This is a genomic window from Agromyces sp. Marseille-Q5079, from assembly GCF_051016555.1.
Classification (GTDB): Bacteria; Actinomycetota; Actinomycetes; order Actinomycetales; family Microbacteriaceae; genus Agromyces.
In genome coordinates, this window is the sequence record NZ_JBPEJF010000002.1 from 762,154 (window position 1) to 781,265 (window position 19,112).

14 protein-coding genes are annotated in these 19,112 nt (G+C 69.4%); 6 read left to right on the forward strand and 8 right to left on the reverse strand.

The annotated features are described in order from the left end of the window. Window positions 1–37: 37 nt before the first annotated feature. The 8 genes from ACR3IO_RS07290 to ACR3IO_RS07325 form a co-directional block, all read right to left on the reverse strand. Window positions 38–829, reverse strand: coding sequence for an SPFH domain-containing protein (locus ACR3IO_RS07290; protein ID WP_434070505.1), 792 nt, complete (start codon window positions 827–829; stop codon window positions 38–40). 160 nt (window positions 830–989) lie between these two features. Then, window positions 990–2,156, reverse strand: coding sequence for a cystathionine gamma-synthase (locus tag ACR3IO_RS07295; RefSeq protein ID WP_434070506.1), 1,167 nt, complete (start codon window positions 2,154–2,156; stop codon window positions 990–992). Between the two features lie 105 nt (window positions 2,157–2,261). Continuing rightward, window positions 2,262–3,629 carry a cystathionine beta-synthase gene (locus ACR3IO_RS07300; RefSeq protein WP_434070507.1) on the reverse strand — a complete coding sequence of 456 codons (1,368 nt, stop codon included), beginning with the start codon at window positions 3,627–3,629 and terminating at the stop codon, window positions 2,262–2,264. Between the two features lie 131 nt (window positions 3,630–3,760). Beyond that, a complete protein-coding gene (locus tag ACR3IO_RS07305) occupies window positions 3,761–5,236 on the reverse strand; it encodes a sugar porter family MFS transporter (protein WP_434070508.1) in 1,476 nt (491 codons plus the stop codon). 116 nt (window positions 5,237–5,352) lie between these two features. Then, window positions 5,353–7,290 carry an ABC transporter ATP-binding protein gene (locus ACR3IO_RS07310; RefSeq protein WP_434070509.1) on the reverse strand — a complete coding sequence of 646 codons (1,938 nt, stop codon included), beginning with the start codon at window positions 7,288–7,290 and terminating at the stop codon, window positions 5,353–5,355. Window positions 7,291–7,399: 109 nt separating this feature from the next. Then, on the reverse strand, window positions 7,400–8,398 hold the full coding sequence (locus ACR3IO_RS07315; RefSeq protein ID WP_434070510.1) for a carbohydrate ABC transporter permease: 999 nt from the start codon (window positions 8,396–8,398) through the stop codon (window positions 7,400–7,402). After that, window positions 8,395–9,363, reverse strand: coding sequence for a carbohydrate ABC transporter permease (locus ACR3IO_RS07320; RefSeq protein ID WP_434070511.1), 969 nt, complete (start codon window positions 9,361–9,363; stop codon window positions 8,395–8,397). Before ACR3IO_RS07320 ends, ACR3IO_RS07315 begins: the two co-directional genes overlap by 4 nt. 113 nt (window positions 9,364–9,476) lie before the next feature. Beyond that, complete coding sequence (locus tag ACR3IO_RS07325; RefSeq protein WP_434070512.1) at window positions 9,477–10,835, reverse strand: ABC transporter substrate-binding protein; 1,359 nt, start codon at window positions 10,833–10,835, stop codon at window positions 9,477–9,479. Between the two features lie 261 nt (window positions 10,836–11,096). On the opposite strand from ACR3IO_RS07325, the gene ACR3IO_RS07330 reads away from it, so the two are divergent. The 6 genes from ACR3IO_RS07330 (at window position 11,097) to ACR3IO_RS07355 (ending at window position 19,110) form a co-directional block, all read left to right on the forward strand. Next, on the forward strand, window positions 11,097–12,128 hold the full coding sequence (locus ACR3IO_RS07330) for a LacI family DNA-binding transcriptional regulator (protein WP_434070513.1): 1,032 nt from the start codon (window positions 11,097–11,099) through the stop codon (window positions 12,126–12,128). Window positions 12,129–12,452: 324 nt separating this feature from the next. Continuing rightward, window positions 12,453–13,382: a carbohydrate ABC transporter permease gene (locus ACR3IO_RS07335; protein WP_434070514.1), complete on the forward strand. Its 930-nt coding sequence runs from the start codon at window positions 12,453–12,455 to the stop codon at window positions 13,380–13,382. A gap of 151 nt (window positions 13,383–13,533) precedes the next feature. Then, window positions 13,534–14,304, forward strand: coding sequence for a carbohydrate ABC transporter permease (locus tag ACR3IO_RS07340; RefSeq protein WP_434070581.1), 771 nt, complete (start codon window positions 13,534–13,536; stop codon window positions 14,302–14,304). After that, entirely contained in the window at window positions 14,301–15,728 is a 1,428-nt protein-coding gene (locus ACR3IO_RS07345; protein ID WP_434070515.1) for an ABC transporter substrate-binding protein, read from the forward strand. The genes ACR3IO_RS07340 and ACR3IO_RS07345 overlap by 4 nt, the downstream gene beginning before the upstream one ends. A gap of 269 nt (window positions 15,729–15,997) precedes the next feature. Further along, on the forward strand, window positions 15,998–17,971 hold the full coding sequence (locus ACR3IO_RS07350; RefSeq protein ID WP_434070516.1) for a DUF6807 family protein: 1,974 nt from the start codon (window positions 15,998–16,000) through the stop codon (window positions 17,969–17,971). Next, on the forward strand, window positions 17,968–19,110 hold the full coding sequence (locus ACR3IO_RS07355; protein WP_434070517.1) for a Gfo/Idh/MocA family protein: 1,143 nt from the start codon (window positions 17,968–17,970) through the stop codon (window positions 19,108–19,110). Before ACR3IO_RS07350 ends, ACR3IO_RS07355 begins: the two co-directional genes overlap by 4 nt. Window positions 19,111–19,112: the final 2 nt, after the last annotated feature.

The window sequence follows — 19,112 nt, forward strand, 5'->3', positions numbered from 1 at the left end:
CAGCCATGACACACTTCATCGATTTCGTGCCAAAGCCTCACACCCCCCGAACCTGTGCGACCGCGGCCTCCCGATCGAGGAAGTTCGTGAGCTCGCCGATCGAGCTCATGAGCGGCGCGGGGAACACGACGAGCGTGTTCTTGTCCACCCCGACCTCGACGAGCGTCTGCAGGGTGCGCAGCTGCAGGGCGAGCGGATGCGACATCATCGTGTCGCTCGCGACGCCGAGCTGCACGGCCGCGAGCGACTCGCCCTCGGCGGCGATGATCTTCGCCCGCTTCTCCCGCTCGGCCTCCGCCTGCTTGGCCATGGCCCGCTTCATCGAGTCGGGCAGGAGGATGTCCTTCAGCTCGACGAGCGTGACCTCGACGCCCCAGTCGAGCGTCGTGACATCCAGGATCTCGCGGATGTTCGCGTTCAGCGCGGCGGTGTCCGCGAGCGTCTCGTCGAGGTGGTGCTGCCCGACGACCCGCCGCAGCGTGGTCTGGGCGATCTGCTCGATCGCGGACTTCACGTTCTCGATCGCGATCACCGACTTCACGGCATCCGCCACCCGGTAGTAGGCCACGGCCGACACCCCGACGGTGACGTTGTCCTTCGTGATGATGCCCTGCGACTGGATCGGGAGCGTCACGATGCGCAGCGACACCTTGGTCATCACGTCGACGATCGGGATGATGAACCGGATTCCCGGCTCGCGCACGCTCTGCAGTCGGCCGAAGCGAAGCACGACGCCCCGCTCGTACTGCTTCACGATCTTGACCGACATGAAGAAGAGGACGATCACGAGGACGCCCACGATGATCAGGGTCACGATGAGAGCAACCATGAGAGCTCATCTCCCGGGGCGCCGGTGACGTGCCGCGCGCCTGCTCCCATTCTCCCACCGCGAGACCGCGAGGTCGCCGCGAGGTCGCCGCGAACCCGGCGATGCCCGGCCGGCGCGAGCCGAGCGGATGCCGCGGCAGTCGCTCGCGGCATCCGTCGCCCTACAGGCGCGCGAGCGCCTCGTCGATGTCGGCGAGCAGGTCGGCCGGGTCCTCGATGCCCACCGAGAGGCGCACGATCGACTCGGGCACCTCGGCCTCGGTGCCGCGCACCGACGCGTGCGTCATCGACCACGGGTGGTTCACGAGCGACTCGACGCCGCCGAGCGACTCCGCGAGCTGGAACAGCGTCGTCGACTCCGCGAACCGGTGCGCCGCCTCGCCGCCGCCGGCGAGCGCGAGCGAGATCATGCCGCCGAAGCCGGACATCTGGCGCGCCGCGAGCTCGTGGCCCGGGTGCGTCGACAGGCCCGGGTAGTAGACCCGCTCGATGCCGGCGTGCTCCGACAGCCGCTCGGCGATCGCGAGCGCGTTGCTGCTGTGGCGCTCCATGCGGATGCCGAGCGTCTTGATGCCGCGCGTGGTGAGGAACGCGTCGAACGGCCCCGAGACCGCGCCCGCCGCGAACTGCGTGAACGTGACCTGCTCGGCCAACTCCTCCTGCCCGGCGGCGAAGACGAGCGCGCCGCCCACCACGTCGGAGTGGCCGCCCAGGTACTTCGTCGTCGAGTGCACGACGACGTCGGCGCCGAGCGCGATCGGCTGCTGCAGGGCCGGCGACGCGAAGGTGTTGTCGACGACGACGAGCGCCCCCGCCTCGCGTCCGAGCGCGGCCAGCGCCGCGACATCCGAGATCTTCATGAGCGGGTTCGACGGTGTCTCGACCCACAGCACCTTCGTGACGCCGGGCTCGATCGCGGCGCGCACGGCGTCGAGGTCGCTCATGTCGACGGTGGAGTGCCGCACGCCCCAGGCGCCGTGCACCTTGCGGATGAGCCGGTGCGTGCCGCCGTACACGTCGTTGCCGACGACCACGTGGCCGCCCGGCACGAGCACCGTGCGCAGCAGCGCGTCTTCAGCGGCGAGCCCCGACGCGAACGAGAGCGCGCGGATGCCGCCCTCCAGCGCCGCGAGCTGCACCTCGAGGCCCGTGCGGGTCGGGTTGCCGCCGCGCGAGTACTCGTACCCGCCGCGGAGACCGCCGATGCCGTCCTGCACGTAGGTCGAGGTCAGGTACACGGGCGGGATCACCGCGCCCGTGGTGGGGTCGAACGCCTGGCCGGCGTGGATCGCGAGGGTGTCGAAGCCGGCGTGGTCGGAGATGTTCATCGTGACATCCGTTTCTGGTTCGAGTGACGTCTGGAAGGTCTTGCGGTTTCGGCGAGGTTCGCGGCTCGCGGCATCCGTCGATTCAGGAGCCGCGGATGCCGGCGGCTACGCCGAGAGGTAGGTGAGCAGGTCGGTGCGGGTGATGACGCCGAGCGCCTTGCCGCCGTCGGTGACGAGCATCGCCTGCGCGTCGGCGAAGGCGGCGCGCGCGACCGAGACCGGCTCGTTGACGCCGATGAGCGGCAGCTGGTCGCCCACGACGCCCGCGACCTCGTCGGTGAGCTTCACCTTGCCGGTGAACACGAGGTCGAGCAGCACGTCTTCGCTGATGGTGCCCTTCACCTCGCCGAGCACGACGGGCGGTTCGGCGGAGAGCACCAGCACCTGCGAGACGCCGGTCGTGGCCATCACGTCGATCGCCTCGCGAACGCTGTCGCTGGGGTGCACGTAGACGAGCGGCGCGGTGCGGTCGGCCTTCGTGGCGAGCACCTCGGCGATGGTGTGCCCCTCGGGCGCGTTCGAGAAGCCGTAGGCGCGCATCCACTTGTCGTTGAAGATCTTGCCGAGGTAGCCGCGACCGCCGTCGGGCAGGAGCACGACGAACACGTCATCGGGCGAGGCGTCCTTCGCGGCGCGGAGCGCGGCGACCACCGCCATGCCGCTCGAGCCGCCGACGAGCAGCCCTTCCTCGCGAGCCAGGCGCCTGGTCATCTCGAACGCATCGCGGTCGGAGACGGCGAGCACCTCGTGCGGCACTGCGGGGTCGAACGTGTCGGGCCACATGTCCTCGCCGACGCCCTCGACGAAGTACGGCCGGCCCGTGCCGCCCGAGTAGACCGAGCCCTCGGGGTCGGCGCCGATCACGCGCACCCGGTCGCCCGACACCTCGCGCAGGTAGCGACCGGTGCCGGTGATCGTGCCGCCCGTGCCGATGCCGGCCACGAAGTGCGTGACGCGACCCTCGGTGTCCTCCCAGATCTCGGGGCCCGTGGTCTCGTAGTGCGAGCGCGGACCGTTCGGGTTCGCGAACTGGTTCGGCTTGTAGGCGCCCGGCGTCTCGCGCACGATGCGGTCGGAGACGCTGTAGTACGACTCGGGGCCGTCAGGGGCGACCGACGTCGGCGTCACGACGACCTCGGCGCCGTACGCCGTGAGCACGTTGCGCTTCTCCTCGCCGAACTTGTCGGGCACGACGAAGATGCAGCGGTAGCCGCGCTGCTGCGCGACGAGCGCGAGGCCCACGCCCGTGTTGCCCGACGTCGGCTCGACGATCGTGCCGCCCGGCTTCAGCAGGCCGTCGCGCTCGGCCGCCTCGATCATGCGCGAGGCGATGCGGTCCTTGACCGACCCGCCGGGGTTCAGGTACTCGAGCTTCACGAGCACGCTCGCCTCGGTGGCGCCCTCGACCACGTGGTTGAGCTTCACGAGCGGCGTGTTGCCGACGAGGTCGACGATGGAATCTGCGTACTTCATTGGAGGGTTCTCCCCTGGGTGTCGTCATCGTGGTGCGCCGTGCAGGGCCCGCTCAGCGGGCGCAGGGCGCGAGAGGTCATGGTCGGTCTGAGCGACGACAACAACAACACGTGAGCAGCACGAGAGACACCCTACCCTGCGGCGGACTGGCTCGCTCGCCGACGTTTGTCGCGCGCCGTGCCGGCCGCGAACACGGCCTCGGAGTCCTCGAGGGCCATGCCCTTCGTCTCGGGCACCTTCCAGAGCACGAAGATGAACGAGAGCACCGCGAATCCCGCGTACATGGAGTAGGTCCAGAACAGCGAGAACTCCGACAACGCCGGGAACGAGACCGTGATGAGGAAGTTCGCGATCCACTGCGCCGCGGCCGCGAGGCCGAGCGCGCGCCCGCGGATGCTGTTCGGGAAGATCTCGCCGAGCAGCACCCACACGAGCGGCCCCCACGAGAAGCCGAACGCGACCACGAAGAGGTTCGCCGCGACGAGCGCGATCGGACCCCAGGCGCCCGGAAGGCTCACCTCGCCGTCGACGGTGACCGAGTTCGCGAACGCGATCGCCATCGTGGCGAGCGTCACCGCCATGCCCGTGGAGCCGATGAGCAGCAACGGACGCCGGCCGACCTTGTCGACGAGGGCGATCGCGATGAAGGTCACCACGATGTTCGTCACCGACGTGAACACGCTGATCGTGAAGGAGTCGGACTCGTCGAACCCGACGGCCTTCCAGAGGGTCGTCGAGTAGTAGAAGATCACGTTGATGCCGACGAACTGCTGGAACACCGACAGCAGGATGCCGATCCACACGATGCCCTTGAGGCCCAGCACGGGGCCGCGCAGCGTGCCCTGCGACTCGGCGACCTGGTCCTTGTGCAGGGACCCGGTGATGTCGGCGACGGCCTTCGCCGGGTCGGGTGTGCCGATGCGCTCGAGCACCTCTTCGGCCTGCTTCTCCCGACCCGCCTTGACCAGGTAGCGCGGCGACTCGGGCAGCAGCAGGGCGATCACGCCGTAGACGATCGACGGCACGGCGCACGCGATGAACATCCACCGCCACGCCTCGAGCCCGAACCAGAACGGCTGGTCGGCGCCGCCCGCGGCCGCGGCGAACAGCGCGTCGGAGAGCAGGGCGGCGAAGATGCCGAAGACGATCGCGAGCTGCTGCAGCGACGCGAGCCGGCCGCGGATCGCGCTCGGCGAGATCTCGGCGATGTAGGCGGGCGCCACGACCGACGCGATGCCGATGCCCACGCCGCCGAGCACGCGCCAGAAGATCAGGTCGACGACGCCGAAGGCGAAACCGGCGCCGAGCGAGGAGACGAGGAAGAGCACCGCGCCGATGATCATCACCGGGATGCGGCCGAAGCGATCGGCCAGGCGACCGGCGAGTTCTGCACCGAGCGCGCAGCCGAGCAGGGCGCTCGCGACCGCGAACCCGGTCACCGCCGCGGAGAGGGCGAACTCGTCTTGGATGGCGTCGACCGCACCGTTGACCACCGAGGAGTCGAACCCGAAGAGGAAGCCGCCGACGGCGCCCGCCGCGGCGAGCCCGATGACCTTCCGGTTCACGCCCTTCGGCAACTGCTGCGCATCGTTCTTCGCACCACTCATCGGATCCCCCTCGCCCTCATCGGCGTTCCCCGGCCGTCCTGCCGAGCCTACCGCCAACCCCGAAGGAGGGACACGGCGCACCGCGACCCCGCGGAGATCGACGCACCGACCCGCGGTCAGCCGTCGGCGGACGGGCCGGACAGGACCGGCACGTGCTCCTGCTGCCGGTAGAGCGACGCGTACACGCCGTTCGCGCCGACGAGCTCGCCGTGCGTGCCCTGCTCGACGATGCGTCCCGCGACGACCACGAAGATGACGTCGGCGGCGACGACCGTCGAGAGCCGGTGCGCGATCGCGATCGTCGTGCGACCCCGCGCGGCATCGTCGAGCGCCTGCTGCACGACCCGCTCCGAGATCGTGTCGAGCGCGCTCGTCGCCTCGTCGAGCACCAGCACGGGCGGGTCCTTCAGCAGCACCCGCGCGATCGCGATGCGCTGCTTCTCGCCGCCCGAGAGCCGGTACCCGCGCTCGCCCACGGTCGTGTCGTAGCCGTCGGGGAAGGACACGATCGTCTCGTGGATGTTCGCCGCGCGCGCCGCCGCCTCGAGCTCGGCATCCGTCGCATCGGGCTTCGCGTACCGCAGGTTCTCGGCGATCGTCGCGTGGAACAGGTACGTCTCCTGGCTCACGATGCCGATGCTGTCCACGAGCGAGCCGTGCCGGAGCTCGCGCACGTCGTCGCCGGCGAAGCGCACCGTGCCGCCCGTCGCCTCGTACAGGCGCGGCACCAGGTACGACACCGTCGTCTTGCCCGCGCCCGACGGGCCCACGAACGCCGCGTACTGGCCCGGCTCGATCGCGAAGCTGACACCGTCGAGCGTCGGCGTCGCCTCATCCGTCGCGTCGGGATACCGGAAGGTCACGTCCTCGAACTCCACCCGACCGAGCAGCGGGCCGGATGCCACGTCGCGGGCGGTCGGGGCATCCGTGATCGCGGGGCGAAGGTCGAGGTACTCGAAGATGCGCGCGAACAGCGCGCTCGAGGTCTGCAGGTCGAGCGAGACCCGCATGAGGGCCATGAGCGGGAACAGCAGGCGCGCCTGCACGGTCGTGAAGGCGACGATCGTGCCGGCCGTGACATCCGGCGCTCCGTTCGCGATGAGCAGGCCGGCCACGAGGTAGACGATCGCCGGGATCGAGGACATGAAGATGTTCACCATCGCGAAGAACCACTGGCCGGTCATCTGCTGGCGCACCTGCAGGCCGATCTGGTTGCGGTTCTCGTCGGCGTAGCGGTCGATCTCGTTCTGCTGGCGGGTGAACGACTTCGAGAGCAGGATGCCCGAGACGCTCAGCGTCTCCTGCGTGATCGCGGTCATCTCCGACAGCGACTCCTGCGTCTGGCCCGCGATGCGCGCCCGGACCTTGCCGACCCGGCGCTGCGCGATGACCATGAACGGCATGAGCACCAGCGCGACGAGCGTGAGCTGCCAGTTGAGCAGCCACATCGCGATGAACGCGGAGATCACGGTGACGGTGTTGCCGAGCACGCTCGACACGGTGTTCGTGAGCACGGATGCCACGCCGCCGACGTCGTTCTGCAGGCGCGACTGGATGACGCCGGTCTTCGTGCGCGTGAAGAAGCTGAGCTCCATCGACTGCAGGTGCGTGAACATGCGCACGCGGAGCGCGCCCATCACCTTGTTGCCGATGGTCGAGGTGAGCCACGTCTGCCACACCGCGAGCAGCGCCGAGATGAGGTAGACCGCGATCATCGCGCCGACGGTCCAGGCGAGCACGGAGAGGTTCGGCGCGGTGATCTCGCCCGACGGGTCGACCGGGAAGAGCCCGTCGTCGAACGCGCGCTGCGTCAGCAGCGGCGGGATGACGCTGAGCGCCGCGGCCACCAGCACGAGCACCACCGTGAGCGTCAGCGCCGCGCGGTGCGGCGCGAACAGCTCGGCGATGCGGCCGAGCAGGTTCGGGATCACGGGCGCATCGGCGTTCGCGGCGCGCTGCGCCGACTCGTCGGCGGCCGAGATGCGGGTCCGCGGCTTGCCGAACTTCCCCGTCTGGGCGCCGGGAGGCCCGTCACCCGCTCCGTGCATGCTCATGGGCCAACCCTACGTCGGCTCCGGAAGGCGCCGGCAGGGGCGCGGCAGAGCGGATGCCACGGGCCCCCCAGCCCGCGGCATCCGTTCCCCCACCCGGGGTCGACCGGCCCTACCCCTTGGTCGATCCCGCGAGCAGCCCGCGCACGAAGTAGCGCTGGAGGCTGAAGAAGACGATGAGCGGAATGATGATCGAGATGAACGCTGCCGCGGTCAACAGCTGCCAGTCCTGCCCGCGCGTGCCGGTGAGCTCCGCCAATCGTTGGGTCAGTGGCGCGACGTCCTGCGTGCCACCGGAGAAGATCAACGCCACGAGCAGGTCGTTCCACACCCAGATGAACTGGAAGATCGCGAACGACGCGATCGCCGGAACCGAGAGCGGCAGCACGATGCGGAAGAAGATCTGCCCGTGCGTCGCGCCGTCGACCCTCGCGGCCTCGATCACGTCGGCCGGGATCTCGGAGATGAAGTTGTGCAGCAGGAAGATCGCGAGCGGCAACCCGAAGATCGAGTGCGCGACCCACAGCGGCAGGTAGTTCTGCTCGGGGATGATCGGGATCATGTCGTGCAGCCACGCCTGCATCGGCCGCAGCACGGTCGAGAAGATCTGCAGCAGGGGCACGAGGGCCATCTGCAACGGGATGATCTGCAGCGCGAAGATGATGACGAACAGCACGCCCACACCGCGGAACCGCATCCACGCGAACGCGTAGGCCGCCATCGAGGCGAACACGAGCGGGATGATCGTGGCGAGCAACGCGATCGCGATCGAGTTCACGATGTAGGAACCGAGCTGCGGCGAGGACGCGGACGTCGACAGCAGCACGTTCTGGTAGTTCTCGAGCGTGAAGCCGGGGTTGGTGAAGATGGTCCACCAGCCCGTGGTGCGAATCAGCTCGGCGGGCCGGAACGACGAGATGAACAGGCCGAACGTCGGGATCGTCCAGAGCAGCGCGATGATGAGCGACGCGACCGTGGCCGTGCGCGACGTGAGCCGCTTCTTGACCCGCATCGTCTTCGACTCCGCGTACCCGGAAGCCTCGGCGTCGGTGGTCGCGTCGATCGCGCCTCGGTTCTTGCCGACCGGCAGGTCGGGCGGGGCGATGCTCATCGGATCTCCCTCTGCTTGCGGAGCACGTTGACGTTGTAGATCACGATCGGCAGCACCATGACGAAGAGGATGAGCGCGAGGGCCGAACCTCGACCGATCTCGCTCGCCCGGAACGCCTGGGTGTACATCTCGTTGGCCACGATGCTGGTGTTGAAGTTTCCGGCGGTCATCGTGCGCACGATGTCGAACACCTTGAGGGTCGCGATCGAGATGGTCGTCAGCACGACGACGAGCGAGCCGCGGATGCCGGGCACGATCACGTTCGTGAAGCGCTGCCACCCGTTGGTGCCGTCGAGCTGGGCCGCTTCGAGCTGCTCGGTCGCGATGCCCTTGATCGCCGCGCTCAGCACGACCATCGCGAATCCGGTCTGCACCCAGATCATCACGACGATGAGGAGGATGGTGTTGATCGGGTCGGTCTGCAGCCACTGCACCGGTTCGCCGCCGAATGCGACGACGATGGCGTTCAGGAGGCCGATCTGCTCCCGGTCACCCGAGCGGTACTCGTAGACGAACTTCCAGATCACGCTGGCGCCGACGAACGAGATGGCGATCGGCATGAACAGGATCGCCTTGTAGAACTTCTCCCCGCGAGAACGGTCGATGAAGACCGCGTACGCGAGTCCGACCGCCGTCGCGAACGTCGGTACCAGGAGCACCCAGATGACCGTGTTGATGAGCGTGCGGATGGCTGCGGGCTGCGTGAACGCCCAGACGAAGTTGTCGAACGTCCAGGCGCCGTCATTGGTCTGGAACGCGAGGATGCTCGTGCGGATGGCCGGATAGATGAGGCCGACGCTCACGAGGATCAGCGCCGGTGCGAGGAAGCCCACCAGCTGCCAGTAGTCGCGGCCCTTCTTGGGCGCCTTGTCGATGAAGAAGATGAGGAGGCCGACGATGGCGGCGAAGACCGCGAGCCCCATCACCACCTGCAGGATCTTGCCGAGCAGATCGGCCGTGGTCATCGTGCCTCCCGGGTTCTACGTTGAAGCTGGGTTGCCGAGGGGTGGGGCTCGAAGAACCCCACCCCTCGACTATGCCGCAAACCCGGCGTGCACCGGGCCCGACACGAGGACGATCAGCTGGTCGGCCAGGTGGACTCGATGGTGTCGAGCACCTGCGTGGTGCTCTCGCCGCCGACCCACGAGACGATGCCCTTCCAGAAGGAGTCGGCGCCGACGGCACCGGGCATCAGGTCGGACCCGTCGAACCGGAACGTCGTCTCGGGATCCTGGAGGATCTCGATGGACTGCACGAGCAGCTCGCTCGAGGCGTTCTCGGGGTCGACGCCCTTGTTCGCGCTGACCACGCCGCCGAGGCTGACGCGGTTGTTGGCCCACGTGTCACTGGAGAGGTAGGCGCGGAACGCCTCGACCTCTTCGGCGTCGCGGAACGCGACCGGGAACTCGCCGCCGCCGGTGACCGACAGCGGGTCGTCGGCGTTGGCGGGCGGGAGCAGGAAGCCGAACACGTCGCCGTCGGACGCGACCTTCACCGCGTCGCCGCCGTCGGGGTTCCAGAAGGTCTCGTAGAACGAGGCCTGGTGGTGCAGCGAGCACTCGCCGTCGACGATCGGCAGACCTGCGGTCTGGAACGCCTCGGTGACCTGCGTCGACACGTCGCCGATGCCGCCGTTGACCATGTCCTCGTTCTTGAGGTAGCCGCCGACCGCGTCGAACGCCGCAGCGACCTGAGGGTCGTTGAACGGGATCTCGTGCGTGACCCACTGGTCGTAGGCGTCGGCGCCGTTCAGGCGGAGCATGTAGTCCTCGACCCAGTCGGTGCCGGGCCAGCCGGTGGCCTCACCGGACTCGAGGCCGACGCACCAGGGCTTGTGATCGCCCTCGGCCGCGATGGTCTCGGAGAGCGTGGTGAGCTCGTCGAGGGTCTTCGGGATCTCGTAGCCCTTCTCCTCGAACTCGGCCGGCGAGTACCAGACGTAGCCCTTGATGCTCGCCATGAGCGGGGCCGCGTAGAAGGTGTCGTCGTAGGTGCCGTACTGCTTCCAGTCCTCGGACCAGAACTCGTCGATGTTCGCCTCGACCTCCTGGGACGCCGGGATCAGCCAGCCGCCATCGGCCAGTCGGGCGAGCAGGCCCGGCTGCGGCACGATGCCGACGTCGGGGGCGTTGCCGCCCTCGGCCAGCACGGCGATCTGAGCCTCGAACTCGCTCGAGCCCTGGTACTCGACGGAGATGCCGGTGCAGTTCTCGAAGTCGGCCCACGATTCGTTGAGGCGGTCGGCCTCGAGGTCGAGGATGGTGCCCGCGACGGTGACCTCGGCGCCGTCGAACGTGCCGTACGCCTCGTAGTCGGAGCAGTCGACGTCGCCGGCGTCTTCTTCTGCGATGTCACCCGTGCAGGCCGTGAGCGTGAGGCCGAGCGCTGCGGCCGCCACGATCGACGCCGTCCAACGACGATGCCGTGTGTTTCTCATGTCATCTCCTCATTGAGTGCGAACTGTGACGCAGTCGGAAGCCGGAACCGGTTCCATCGTCCACGGTAGGGGACGCCTGCGAAGGCGCACAACCCGTCCGCGGTCACGATCCGGCCACATGCTCGGTTCCGCACCGACACGGGATGAGAACGCTCTCTCGCCGACACCCCCGTGCGGGGGCCCGGGCCGGAACCGGTTCCACACGTGCGCGACGCGACGACTACGATCGGGTACGGATGCTGCCCGACGAAGGGAGGCGCGATGCCCGCGATCAGCGATGTCGCGCGACTCGCCGGCGTCTCCAAGGCCACCGCATCGCGCGCGCTGTCGGGCCGCGGCCACGTCGCCGAGCAGACCCGCATGAGGGTCGTGCAGGCGGCATCCGAGATCGGGTACATCGCCTCGCCGGATGCCGCGAGCCTCGTCACCGGGCGCACGAAGAACGTCGGCGTCGTGATCCCGTTCGTGAACAGCTGGTTCTTCGGCGAGATGCTCGAGGGCATCGAGCGCACGCTGCTCGGCGCCGGATACGACCTCACGCTCTACAACCTGCCCGAGGAGGGGCCCGCCCGGGCCAGGGTGTTCGACTTCTTCCTCGCCCGCAAGCGCGTCGACGCCGTGATCGTGATCGCGGTCGACCTGTCGGAGGGCGAGGTGCGGGGCCTCGAACGGCGGGAGAAGCCGATCGTGTGCATCGGCGGCAGCGGCGACGCCACGGCCCGCCTCTCGATCGACGACCGGGCGGTGGGACTGCTCGCGACCGAGCACCTGCTGCACCTCGGGCACACGCGCATCGCGCACCTCGCGGGCCTCGGTGCCGCGACGTATCCGTGGAGCGTGCCCGGCCTGCGCGCGGCCGGCTTCCGGGACGCGGTCGAGGCGAGCATCGGCGACGCCCATCCCGTCGACGCGAGCGTGTTCGAGACCCGCATGAGCATGCCCGGCGGGTTCGAGGCCGGCCTGCAGCTGCTGGGGCACCCCGCGCACCGGCCGACGGCGGTGTTCGCGGCGACCGACGAGATCGCCTTCGGCGTGATCCGCGCCGCCGAACGCCTCGGCCTGTCGGTCCCCCGCGACCTCTCCGTGATCGGTGTCGACGACCACGAGCACGCGGCGCTCTTCGACCTCACGACGATCGCGCAGACCCCGGCCGAGCAGGGCCGCCTCGCCGTCGAGGTGGCCCTGCGGATGCTGGGCGACGAGGCGCTCGCCGATCCCCTGCCCGACTCGGGCGCCCCGATGGCGACCCGCCTCGTGGTCCGCGGCAGCACGGCCCGCGCCACCGCGGTCTGATTCGGAGCGGTCTCGACCGCGGCTGCCGTGGCGCCGAGGCTGCGGAGGCGCGCCTGCGTCTGCTCGACCGCGGGGCGGTCACGGCCTGCCCGGATGAGGTGGGCCGGACCGATAAAGCGCTTTCTCGATTTTCATCTCGTTTCGGGCACCAATCTTCGGAAAGCGCTTGCGTCCCCGCTGAATCGTCGTGTAGAAACATCTCGAAGCGCTGAGATAGCGCTTTCTCAAAACGGAGTGATCAACGTCGATGACTGGAGACACTGTGGTTTCCCCAACCCGAACCGGAGCCCGCCACGCGGGCCGAGGCGCACCCGAGGCTGCTCGATGAGCGCGCTCGGCGAACTCCGCCGCGTGAAGGCCCAGCCCGCGGTGAAGCAGCGCAAGCAGAACAAGGCGGCCTTCCTGTTCCTGCTCCCCTGGTTCATCGGACTCGCGCTCATCACCGTCGGGCCGATGGTCGCGTCGTTCGCGCTGTCGTTCACCAGGTACAACCTGCTGAGCCCGCCGCGATTCATCGGCTTCGAGAACTACGTCCGCATGTTCCAGGACGAGCGGCTGCACACGGCCCTCGCCGTGACCTTCCAGTACGTGTTCATCTCGGTGCCGCTGCAGCTCGGACTCGCACTCCTGCTCGCGCTCGTCCTCGACCGGGGCCTGCGCGGACTCGCGCTGTACCGATCGGCGTTCTACCTGCCGTCGCTGCTCGGCGGAAGCGTCGCGATCGCCATCCTGTGGCGCCAGCTCTTCGGCGTCGACGGCCTCGTGAACGTCGTGCTCGGCTGGTTCGGCATCGAGGGTCAGGGCTGGATCTCCAACCCCGAGACCGCCCTCGGCACCCTCATGGTCCTCAACGTCTGGACGTTCGGCGCGCCGATGGTGATCTTCCTCGCCGGGCTCCGTCAGATCCCGACGATGTACTACGAGGCGGCAGCGGTCGACGGCGCGAACCGCCGGCAGCAGTTCTGGCACATCACGCTGCCGATGCTCACGCCGATCATCTTCTTCAACCTGATCCTGCAGCTCATCGGGGCGTTCCAGTCGTTCACCCAGGCGTTCGTCGTCTCGGGCGGCACGGGCGGCCCGGTGGACTCGACCCTCTTCTACACGCTGTACCTCTACCAGCAGGGGTTCACGAACCTCAACATGGGGTACGCCTCCGCCATGGCCTGGCTGCTCCTGGTGATCATCGCCGCGCTCACCGCCGTCAATTTCTGGGCCTCGAAGTATTGGGTGTTCTACGATGACCAAGACTGAACCGACCATGGGGACCGCACCGCTCACCGAGTCGGTCGTGACGGGGCTCGGTCCCGACGCGGTCCGGGAGCAGCGCCGCCGGCGCCGCGTGTTCCGCAAGCCCCTCACGAGCCTCGTGCGGCACGTGATCCTCATCACCGCCGCAGTGCTCATGCTGTATCCGGTGATCTGGATGGTCGTCAGCTCGTTCCGGCCGACCGACCTGATCTTCCGCGAGGCGGGACTCGTCTTCGACAGCTTCGAGATCTCGAACTACGTCGACGGATGGAACGCCCTGACGTACCCGTTCAACGTGTACCTGGTGAACTCGGGACTCGTCGTGATCGGCTCGATCATCGGCAACCTCGTCTCGTGCTCGCTCGCGGCGTACGCCTTCGCGCGGCTCGAGTTCACGGGCAAGAGGTTCTGGTTCGCGATCATGCTGCTGAGCATCATGCTCCCGATCCACGTGATCATCGTTCCGCAGTACGTGCTGTTCTCGCAGCTCGGATGGGTCAACACCTTCCTGCCGCTCATCGTGCCGAAGCTGCTCGCGACCGATGCCTTCTTCATCTTCCTGATGGTGCAGTTCATCCGCGGCATCCCGCGCGAACTCGACGAGGCCGCGCGCATCGACGGGGCGGGGCATCCGCGCATCTTCCTGCAGATCATCCTCCCGCTCATGGTGCCCGCCCTCGCGACGACCACGATCTTCACCTTCATCTGGACCTGGAACGACTTCTTCAGCCAGCTCATCTTCCTGACGAAGCCGAGCCTCTACACCGTGCCGCTCGCCCTCAACGCGTTCCAGGACGCGCAGAGCTCGACCGACTTCGGCGAGTTGTTCGCGATGAGCGTGGTCTCGCTCATCCCGATCTTCCTGATCTTCCTCTTCGGCCAGCGATTCCTCATCAAGGGCATCGCCACGACGGGGATCAAGTGACCGGCCCCACCGGTCGCACCACCATCACCACCAGCACCACGCTCATCACCGAGCACATCCATGACAGCACCAGGAAGGATCCGACCATGCGAGGCATCACACGACGCCGTGCCGGGTTCGTCGCAGCCATCGGCGCCGCGACGCTTCTCCTCACGGCGTGCGCCGGCAACGACGCCGGCGGCGGCGAGGCCGCAGCCCCCGAACTCGAGCTCAGCGACGAGCCCGTGACCCTCTCGTTCACGTGGTGGGGCAACGACACCCGCCACGCGATCACCGAGGAGCTCATCGCGGCGTTCGAGGCCGAGCACCCGAACATCACCATCGAGCCGCAGTACACCGACTGGGCCGGCTACTGGGACAAGCTCTCGACGTCGGTCGCCGCCGGCGACATCCCCGACATCATCCAGATGGACGAGAAGCAGCTCTCGACCTACGCGTCCAACGGCGTCCTCGCCGACCTCTCCGGGCTCTCGTCGATCCTCTCGACCGAGGAGTTCCCCGAGACCATCCTCGACACGGGCGCCCTCGACGGCACCCAGTACGGCGTACCCGTCGGCATCAACTCGTACACGATCATGGCCAACAAGGACCTGCTCGCCCAGTACGGCGTCGAGCTCCCCGACGACACGACCTGGACCTGGGACGACTTCATCGCCACCGCCCAGGAGGTCGCCGAGGCCTCCGGCGGTGCGACGATCGGCACGCAGTCGTGGGGCTTCGAGGACGGCGGCCTGAACAACTGGCTCCGTCAGCAGGGCGAATCCCTCTACTCCGCCGACGGCAAGGTCGCCGCGACCGAGGAGGGCCTCGCGAGCTGGTGGCAGTTCCTGCTCGACGCGACGGAGTCTGGTGCCACGCCCGACCCCGCCGCCACGATCGAGCGCGAGTCCGGCGGCCTCGCCGAGTCGTTCACCGCGACGAACGCCTCGGCGTTCGGCCCGTGGTGGTCGAACCAGGTGCAGGCCCTGCGCGACGCGAGCGGCCAGGACCTCGTCGCACTGCGAGTCCCCGCCGATGCGGAGGCGTCCGACGGCTGGGCCTACTACAAGCCCTCGATGTTCTGGTCGGCCTCGGCCAAGACCGAGCACCAGGCCGAGGTCGCCACGTTCCTCGACTTCCTCTCGAACAGCGAGGAGGCGGCCGACCTGCTGCTCGCCGAGCGCGGCGTTCCGGCGAACGAGGCGATCCGCGAGTACATCACGCCGAAGCTCGACGAGGCCAACCAGACGGTCGTCGGATTCCTCGATGACCTCGCTCCCGAGATCGGCGCCGCACCGCCGGCGACGCCCCCGGGCGGTGGCGCGATCGAGGCCATCATCGACCAGCACACCCAGAAGGTGCTGTTCGGCGAACTCACGCCCGAAGAGGCGGCGACGTCGTTCATCGAGGAGCTCCAGCGCTCCCTCGACGACGCAGCCATCTGATCCGCGGGCATCCCGCCCGCACCGCAGATGTGGGCGGGTCGTGAGACGGAACTCCTCGCGACCCGCCCCACCCCCGACGGCCCTCCCGGACCGTCAGTCCCCGCAAGGGAACGGATGCCGCGACCTGCCTGCCGCGGCATCCGATCCGCCCGGAGGGGCGGTGGTCCTCTCCACCGCTCCTCCACCCCCGGCCCGAGACTCGCTCGGCCCGGAACCGTGCGCCCGCGTCATCGGGTGCAGTATCGAATCACCATCCGACGGAGGTCCACGTGCCGAACCCGCCCCACCGGCAGGTCACCATCGCCCAGGTGGCCGAGTACGCGGGCGTCTCGCAGGCCTCCGTGTCGCGAGTGCTGAACCGCAACACGACGGTCGACCCCTCGATCGCGGCCAAGGTGCTCGACGCGATCGACAAGCTCAACTACTCCCCCAGCCAGATGGCGCGCAACCTCGTGCGCGGTCGCAGCAACACCGTCGCCCTCGTCGTGCCCGACCTCGAGAACCCCATGTTCCAGGGCGTGCTCAAGGGCCTCAGCCGCGAAGCCGAGCGCGACGGATACCGCGTGCTCGTCGCCGACACCGCCGAGCGCGTCGCCGACGAGGAGGAGATCGCCGCCGAGGCGAGGTCCCGCTGCGACGCGCTCGTGCTCGTCTCCCCCCGCATGCCGGCCGAGCGCCTCGAGGCGCTCCTCGCCCGATCGGGGCCGATCGTGGTCGTGAACCGGCCCGTCGCGAGCAACCCCGCCGCCGAGCTCTCCATCGACTACGCCCATGCGGCCGGGGCGATCGCCGAGCACCTCTTCTCACTCGGTCACACCCGGCTCGCCTACGTCGCCGGCCCGCCGCAGTCCTACGCCGACGGGCTGCGCCGCCGCGGGCTCGCCGAGTTCGTCGCCCACCACGCCGACGTGCAGGTCGAGGACATCGCGGGCGGCTCCCAGATCGAAGACGGCTATCGCGCGGCCGAGCACGTGCTCTCCTCCGGCGCCACCGCGATCGTCGCGTTCAACGACCTCATCGCGCTCGGCCTGCTCGCACGGCTCCGCGAGCTCGGCGTCGACGTGCCCGGTGAGCTGTCGGTCGCCGGCATCGACGACGTGCCGCTCGCCAGGTTCGCCGCTCCCCCGCTGACGACCATGTCGGTGCCGCGCGTGGAGCTCGGCGCGCAGGCCTGGCGGCGCCTCCGCGACGAGATGGCCGGCACGCCGGCGACGCATCCGCTCTCCTATCGAGCGATCCTGGAGGCCCGTGGCAGCACCGGTCCCGCTCCCGAGGCGACCGGATGGCTCTCGCCCGGCCGCCCGATCCTGCGCATCGGCGACCGCGTGGTCGCCCGGTACGAGGAGGGACGCACCATCGACTCGGTGCTCTCGCCTCGCCCCTACCTGCACCCCGTGGAGTCGCTCGGCGGCGTGCGCGTCACCGACGTGCACCCGACCGACCACCTGCACCACTACGGCATCGGCATCGCCCTGCCCGACGTGAACGGCACCTCCTACTGGGGCGGTCGCACCTACGTGCAGGGCGTCGGATCGGTCATGCTCGAGAACCAGGGCCTGCAGCGCCGCGACGACCTCGAGCTCGTCGGCGACGCCTTCGTCGAACGCCTCACCTGGATCGACGAACGCGAGGTCGCGCAGCTCAGCGAGGTGCGTCGCATCACCGGCCGGCCGACGAGGGTCGGCGAGCGCGACGCGTGGATGCTCGGATGGCGGTCGAGCCTCGCCGCGAACTTCGGGGCGCTCCGCCTCGGCTCGCCGGCGACGAACGGCCGCGACGGCGCCGGATACGGCGGACTGTTCTGGCGCTTCCCGAAGTGGGAGGCGACGGTCGTGACGCGCGACGGCGTCGGCGAGGCCGCCGCGCACGGCTCGCGCTCGCCCTGGCTCGCGGTCGTCGACTCGCAGCGTCGCATCACCGTGTTGCTCGCGCAGCCGGCCGATCGAGAGCCGCTCGCATGGTTCGCCAGGGTCTCGGAGTACCTCGGCATCGGACCGGCGATCGCGTGGGACGACGAGGTGCACGTGGCCGAGGGCGGGCGACTCGAGCTCGGCATCGACGCGCTCATCGTCGACCGGATCATCACCGACCCGGCCGAACTCGAGCGGCTCGCCGAACGCCTCGCGACCGAGGCGAACGCGGACATCCCCGGCCTCGACCTCAAGCCGGCGCTCGCGAATCCCAACGGCATCCGCACGCCCGCTGCGGCCACGGGCGCGACAGTCGACTCAGGGCGCGCATGAGCGACGCTCCGCTCAGGGTCGGCATCGCCGGCATCCACGGACACGGCGCGAGCCACGTCGCCGCGGCGATCGCCCTCGAGCGCACCGGGAGCATCCAGCTCGCCGCCGTCGCCGACCCCCGGCCGCCCGAGAGCGGGCTCGAGGGCGTCGTCGCGCATGCGGACGCGCTGGAGATGATCGACCGCGAGGCGCTCGACGTCGTCGTGCTGTCCACGCCCATGCACACGCACCTCCCGCTCGCCCACGCGGCGCTGCGGGCCGGCGCCCACGTGCTGCTCGAGAAGCCGCCGACGCCGACGCTGGCGGACTTCGAACGCCTCGTCGCGGCATCCGCCGAGACCGGGAGGTCGGTGCAGATCGGCTTCCAGAGCCTCGGGTCATCGGCGATCGGCGCCGTGCGCGACCTGGTCGTCGCGGGTGCGGTCGGCGAACCCGTCGGGTACGGCGCGCTCGGCACGTGGCCGCGCACCGAGCAGTACTGGCGGCGCGCACCGTGGGCCGGACGCCGCACGCTCGACGGCCTGCCGGTCGTCGACGGCGCGGTGACGAATCCGCTCGCGCACGCCGTGGCGACCTCGCTGGCGGTCGCCGGTGCGACCACGACGGCGGATGTCGCCGACGTGCGACTCGACCTCTACCGCGCGAACGACATCGAGGCCGACGACACGTCGTCCCTCATCGTCGACCTGGTCGACGGGGCGCGGGTGGCCGGCGCCCTGAGCCTCACGGCCGGGGCCCGGGCCGAGCCGTGCGTCGTCGTGCGCGGCACGGAGGCTCGACTCGTGCTCTGGTACACGCTCGACCTCGTGCAGGTGTTCCGCCCCGGAAGCGCACTGCCCACGACGACGGCGCATGCGCGGACCGGGCTGCTCGAGAACCTCGTCGACCACGTGCGCCTCGGCACGCCCCTGCTGGTGCCCGTCTCGGCCACCGGGGCGTTCATGCGCGTGCTCGAGGCGGTGCGCACGGGCGAGGCCGCCCGTCCGATCGATCCGCGGCACGTCGACCGGACGACCGACGCCGACGGCGATCACCGCGTCGTGCGGGACCTCGAGGCGTGGTCGGAGCGCGTGGTGCTCGAAGGCAGGACCTTCCGCGAGCTCGGCGCGCCGTGGACGGCCGAGCCGCCCACGGCCTGAGC